This window comes from Peribacillus sp. SIMBA_075 (genome assembly GCF_046534585.1).
This window is the reverse complement of the sequence record NZ_JAWRYN010000029.1, coordinates 54,099-60,699: the sequence shown is the minus strand read 5'-3', so window position 1 is coordinate 60,699 and position 6,601 is coordinate 54,099. Positions and strand designations below refer to the sequence as shown.

Here is a 6,601-nt window from a genome sequence, read left to right as displayed (position 1 = left end):
TCTTCAGCGCCGATGGTAGTTGGGGGTTTCCCCCTGTGAGAGTAGGACGCCGCCAAGCCATTTAAAAGATCAGCCATTCGGCTGGTCTTTTTTGATATTCTGATTAGTGAAGAAGTCCTAAAGGTAAGAAAAAATTGCAGGTTTTGCATTTATCTTTTAGGGTATTTATGTAAGATATTTTAACTTTAATGTTCAATGAGGTATGTAACTACATATAATTTGGAGAAAATGGATATTACAGAAAGAAAGTGCGTTTAAGTTGCAAAATGCATTTTTCCTTGTATAATAATAGTCAAATATAGTCAAAGTCAGATTGGAGGAGGCTGAGTGAGAAACATATCTGATGTTATCGAAACTTATTTGAAGCAAGTACTGGAAATAAGTCAAAAAGATATCTTAGAGATTAAAAGAAGTGAAATAGCAGATAAATTTCAGTGTGTTCCTTCTCAAATCAATTACGTAATCAATACCAGGTTTACAATCGAGAGAGGTTATGTTGTAGAGAGTAAGCGTGGAGGCGGTGGTTATATACGCATCATGAAAGTGGAATCGCAGGATTCCGTGCAACTTATTAACCAATTATTATCGCTTATTGGTTCTAGGGTAACCCAATCAATGGCTGAAGGAGTAATTTCCCGGCTGATGAATGAGGAAGTCATCAATGAAAGAGAAGCAAAGATTATGATGAGCGTCATAGATAGATCTGTGATTTATATCGACCTACCTGACCGCGATGAGCTTAGGTCAAGAATTTTAACTGCGATGCTTACGACTTTAAAATACAAATGAAACTGGCAGAGGTGATGAACGTTGATTTGCCAAGAATGTCATCAGAGGCCTGCTACCCTACACTTCACCAAAATCATCAATGGAAAAAAGACTGAAGTAATGATTTGTGAGAAATGTGCTCAGGAAAAAGGTGAGATGTTCATGGATGCAGGTGGACCTGTTTTTTCAATAAATAATTTATTAGCAGGATTGTTGAATATGGAGTCGAATATTCAACAGACAAAGGCAAATGCATTTCCGAAAACGGAAGAGGTGCGTTGCCCGCATTGTCATCGATCTTATAAAGAATTTGTCCATATTGGTAAGTTTGGCTGTGCCGAATGTTATAAAACATTCAATGATCAGTTAAACCCTATTTTAAAGAGGGTTCATAGCGGCAATACAGCACATATAGGGAAAATTCCAAAAAGGATTGGTGGCACCATATATCTTCGAAAGCAAATTCTGGACTTGAAAGAAGTTTTAAAGAATCACATTAATGAAGAGGAGTTTGAGAAAGCGGCTGAGGTAAGAGATAAGGTCCGTTCCCTTGAAAAAAGGTATGAAGCACAAGAGGGAGGCGAGGAACTATGAGCTTGGAAAAGTTTGTAGAAAACGCCTTGAGTTCCTGGATGAGTGCCGAAGGGCCGGAGATGGATATTGTATTGAGTTCCAGGATTCGGTTAGCCAGGAATTTCAAAGACTTTACCTTCCCAACCTCCTTTTCTAACGAAGAAGCTAAAAAAATTATTGAATTGGTAAAAAAAAGAATTGAACAGGAAGTAACTCCGGAAATTGGAAAACTGGAACTTTTAGAGATTGACCAATTACAGCCACTGGAAAAGCGCGTTCTCGTTGAAAAACATTTAATCAGTCCTCATTTAGTTGAAGGTTCAGCGAAAAGCGCATGTCTCCTTTCGGAAAATGAAGAAATAAGTATCATGATAAACGAAGAGGATCATCTCCGTATTCAGTGTTTAATGTCGGGGTTGCAGCTAAAGGAAACCTTAAAGATTGCAAATGTTCTTGACGATTGGATTGAAGAATCCATAGACTATGCATATGATGAAGAAAGAGGATACCTAACTAGTTGTCCAACTAATGTGGGGACAGGATTAAGGGCCTCAGTCATGATGCATCTGCCCGGTCTGGTCCTTACACAGCAGATAAATAATATCATACCGGCTATCAATCAATTGGGGTTGGTGGTTCGAGGGATTTATGGAGAGGGCAGTCAAGCGTTGGGGAATATCTTTCAAATCTCTAATCAAATCACTCTTGGAAAGTCGGAGAGGGATATCGTTGAAGATCTAACGAGTGTAGTGCAGCAAATCATAGCTCAGGAACGCTCAGCGAGGGATGCATTAGTTAGGACTTCCCACATACAATTAGAAGATAGGGTTTTCCGTTCATATGGGATATTGTCCAATGCTCGAATCATTGAGACCAAGGAAGCAGCTACCTGTATCTCCGATGTTAGGCTAGGTATAGATCTTGGGTATATAAAAAATATTTCTAAAAGCATTCTTAATGAGTTGATGATTTTGACACAGTCGGGATTTTTACAAAAGTACGCAGGTGGTCCTTTAAGATCCCATGAAAGGGATATCCGCAGAGCAGCACTCATTCGAGAACGCTTGAATTTAACGGAATCTACCTCCTCATAGAGGTCATTAACCTCTGAGTGAGTACCAATATTCATGTAATAGATTTGGGGCAAGAAGAAGCTTCTGCCATTACTTAGAGAATTGTCAGCAATTTTATTCAAAACGAAAATTCTTAAGGAGGAATTCCCTATGATGTTTGGTCGTTTTACTGAAAGAGCCCAGAAAGTATTAGCATTAGCCCAAGAAGAGGCAATCCGTTTAGGTCATAATAATATTGGCACGGAACATATTTTACTGGGTCTTGTCCGAGAAGGTGATGGCATTGCAGCCAAAGCGTTATATGCACTTGGATTGGGTCCGGATAAGATACAGAAAGAAGTGGAAAATTTAATTGGCCGTGGACAGGATACGGCTCAAACGATACATTATACCCCAAGAGCCAAGAAAGTCATTGAGCTTTCCATGGATGAGGCAAGAAAATTAGGTCACTCATATGTTGGAACAGAACATGTACTTCTAGGTTTGATACGAGAAGGGGAAGGCGTAGCTGCCCGCGTGTTGAATAATCTGGGAGTTAGCTTAAATAAAGCTCGACAGCAGGTATTACAACTTTTGGGAAGCAATGAATCAGGTGGTCATCAAGGTTCAGCTGCTTCAAATGCAAGCACACCGACTTTGGATGGCCTTGCCCGTGATTTAACGGCCATTGCCCGGGAAGGAAGCTTGGATCCCGTTATCGGAAGAAGTAAGGAAATACAGCGTGTCATTGAAGTATTAAGCCGCCGTACAAAAAATAACCCAGTATTGATCGGTGAACCTGGGGTAGGTAAAACAGCCATTGCTGAAGGTCTTGCCCAACAGATCATCAATAATGAGGTTCCTGAAATTTTACGTGATAAACGCGTAATGACACTTGATATGGGTACTGTTGTGGCTGGTACAAAATACCGTGGTGAATTTGAGGACCGATTGAAGAAAGTAATGGATGAAATTCGTCAAGCGGGTAATATCATCTTATTCATCGATGAATTGCACACATTGATTGGTGCAGGCGGTGCAGAAGGTGCCATCGATGCTTCGAATATCCTTAAACCATCATTGGCCCGTGGTGAATTACAATGTATCGGTGCTACTACTTTGGATGAGTACCGAAAGTATATTGAAAAAGATGCTGCGCTTGAACGTCGTTTCCAGCCAATTCAGGTCGATGAACCGACTATGCAAGAGTCCATTCAAATTCTAAAGGGTTTGCGTGACCGTTATGAAGCCCATCACCGTGTATCGATTACGGATGAAGCGATTGATGCCGCAGTCAAATTATCCGACCGTTATATTTCCGATCGCTTTTTACCGGATAAAGCGATTGACTTGATTGATGAAGCTGGATCCAAGGTTCGGTTGCGCTCATACACTACGCCTCCAAACTTAAAGGAACTTGAAGTGAAGCTAGATGATGTCCGTAAGGAAAAGGATGCTTCCGTTCAAAGCCAGGAATTTGAAAAAGCTGCATCGCTTCGCGATACAGAACAACGCTTAAGAGAACAATTGGAAGAAACGAAAAAGACTTGGAAAGAAAAACAAGGGCAAGAGAACAGTGAAGTGACTGTGGATGACATTGCACACGTCGTATCCAGCTGGACGGGAGTTCCAGTCACAAAACTGGCGCAAACAGAGTCAGATAAACTGCTTAATATGGAATCAATCCTCCACGATCGTGTAATCGGGCAGGAAGAGGCCGTCATTGCGGTTTCTAAAGCAGTACGGCGTGCAAGAGCAGGTTTGAAAGATCCTAAACGTCCAATTGGTTCATTCATCTTTCTGGGACCTACAGGGGTGGGTAAAACCGAGCTAGCCCGAGCTTTAGCTGAATCCATTTTTGGTGATGAAGATGCTATGATCCGCATTGATATGTCCGAATATATGGAGAAACATTCGACTTCACGTCTTGTTGGATCACCTCCAGGATATGTTGGATATGAAGAAGGCGGGCAGTTAACGGAAAAGGTGCGGAGGAAACCATATTCCGTCGTTCTGCTTGATGAAATAGAAAAGGCACATCCCGATGTCTTCAATATTCTTCTGCAAGTATTGGAAGACGGGAGACTGACGGATTCCAAGGGGCGTACTGTAGATTTCAGGAATACCATTCTGATTATGACATCGAATGTAGGGGCGTCTGCCTTAAAAACTGATAAGTATGTCGGCTTTAACATCCAGGATACTGGCCAGGACTACAAGAATATGAAAGGGAAAGTGATGGAAGAACTCAAACGTGCATTCCGTCCGGAATTCCTGAATCGTATTGACGAAACTATCGTTTTCCACTCATTGGAGAAGGACCATTTGAAACAAATCGTTACATTGATGTCGAATCAACTTACTACCCGTTTGAAAGAACAGGAAATTTACTTGGAGCTGACAGATGCGGCTAGAGAAAAAATTGCTACGGAAGGTTTTGATCCTGAATATGGGGCACGACCAATCCGCAGGGCACTTCAGAAGCATGTAGAAGATTATCTCTCCGAAGAGTTGCTTAAAGGTAATGTGAAAAAAGGGCAAACGGTCGTGATGGATGTTGTGAATAATGAGTTTGCAATCCGACAAGGCGAGCCTGTCAATATAAGTGAATAACCTGATTCTAAACTTCGAGGTACACGCAGATTTTTTTGCAGTGTACCTCTGTTTTTTATCCGTAGGTAGAAATGAGTATAAGTCGGACAAGGTAGAGTTAAAGTGGTTATTTTTTTAAAAAAACTTAGCCTTAAGAAGGTTTAAATAAAACGGAGGTATAATATCCTTAATATAGGTATTTTTTCCAAAGAAAGAGGAGTAATTTATGGCTGTAAAAAAGAAAACCAAATTTATGTGTCAGTCTTGTGGATATGAGTCAGCGAAATGGATGGGGAAATGCCCAGGGTGCGGTGAATGGAACAAAATGGTCGAGGAAACTGAAATCGTTAAACCTGCTAGAAAAGGTGCATTTACCAATTCAGAGGTCAGAGGTTCCGGAGAGCGGGAGAAGGCAGCACCCATAACTACTATTCAATCAGAAAAAGAACCCCGGATTAAGACGGATTTAATGGAATTGAATCGTGCTCTTGGGGGCGGGATCGTACAGGGATCCCTTGTTTTGATTGGGGGGGATCCGGGTATCGGTAAATCGACCCTGCTATTGCAGGTATCTTCCCAATTGGCGCATAAACAGAAAAAAGTGCTTTATATATCAGGCGAAGAATCAGTCAAGCAGACCAAGTTGAGAGCGGATCGGCTTGGGACCATGTCAGAAAATCTACTGGTTTATGCTGAAACCGATATGGACTATATCCAACAGGCGATTACAGAGGTGAAACCGGATTTGGTCATTATTGACTCCATTCAAACGGTGTACCATTCGGAGGTTACATCTGCTCCGGGAAGCGTTTCACAAGTGAGGGAGTGCACAGCCTCACTCATGCGTATTGCTAAAACGAATGGGATTGCGATCTTTATCGTCGGGCATGTTACAAAGGAAGGTGCCATTGCAGGGCCTCGGCTGCTTGAGCATATGGTAGACACCGTTTTATATTTCGAGGGAGAAAGACACCATACATATCGAATTATACGTGCGGTCAAGAACCGCTTTGGTTCGACGAATGAGATGGGTATTTTTGAAATGAAAGAACATGGCTTGGAAGAGGTTGCGAATCCATCGGAAATTTTCCTTGAAGAACGGTCGCAAGGAGCGTCTGGTTCTACAGTCGTTGCATCCATGGAAGGAACAAGGCCAGTGCTTGTCGAAATTCAAGCATTGATTTCACCTACGAGTTTTGGCAATCCAAGGCGGATGGCCACAGGGATTGACCACAATCGGGTTTCGCTCTTAATGGCTGTTCTGGAAAAGAGGGTGGGCCTGTTGCTCCAAAATCAAGATGCGTATTTAAAGGTTGCTGGTGGTGTCAAGCTGGATGAACCGGCAATTGATCTCGCTGTCGCAATCAGCATTGCCTCGAGCTTCCGTGATAAACCAACAAACCCTGCCGATTGCATCATTGGTGAAGTGGGGCTGACAGGGGAGGTAAGAAGGGTGTCACGAATTGAGCAAAGGGTACAGGAAGCAGCAAAACTAGGGTTTGAGCGGGTTATAATACCGGCGAATAATATAGGGGGATGGACTGCGCCAAAAGGTATTAAGATCGTTGGTGTTTCATCGGTTTCAGAGGCTCTTCAACAAGTGTTAGGGGGTTAAG

At 42.2% G+C, this 6,601-nt stretch carries 5 protein-coding genes; all 5 read left to right on the top strand.

Annotation, left to right across the window (positions count from 1 at the left end; genetic code table 11):
- The first annotated feature begins 327 nt into the window (after nt 1–327).
- A complete protein-coding gene (locus SB775_RS18875) occupies nt 328–789 on the top strand; it encodes a CtsR family transcriptional regulator (protein WP_061440355.1) in 462 nt (153 codons plus the stop codon).
- A 21-nt stretch (nt 790–810) separates the two neighbouring features.
- Complete coding sequence (gene mcsA / locus SB775_RS18870; protein ID WP_410862742.1) at nt 811–1,362, top strand: protein-arginine kinase activator protein McsA; 552 nt, start codon at nt 811–813, stop codon at nt 1,360–1,362.
- Nucleotides 1,359–2,435 carry a protein-arginine kinase McsB gene (gene mcsB / locus SB775_RS18865; protein ID WP_061440357.1) on the top strand — a complete coding sequence of 359 codons (1,077 nt, stop codon included), beginning with the start codon at nt 1,359–1,361 and terminating at the stop codon, nt 2,433–2,435. The genes mcsA and mcsB overlap by 4 nt, the downstream gene beginning before the upstream one ends.
- Before the next feature lie 129 nt (nt 2,436–2,564).
- Nucleotides 2,565–5,006, top strand: a complete 2,442-nt coding sequence (gene clpC / locus SB775_RS18860) for an ATP-dependent protease ATP-binding subunit ClpC (protein ID WP_061440358.1) — start codon at nt 2,565–2,567, stop codon at nt 5,004–5,006.
- A gap of 205 nt (nt 5,007–5,211) precedes the next feature.
- Nucleotides 5,212–6,600: a DNA repair protein RadA gene (gene radA, locus SB775_RS18855; protein WP_089364065.1), complete on the top strand. Its 1,389-nt coding sequence runs from the start codon at nt 5,212–5,214 to the stop codon at nt 6,598–6,600.
- Nucleotide 6,601: the final 1 nt, after the last annotated feature.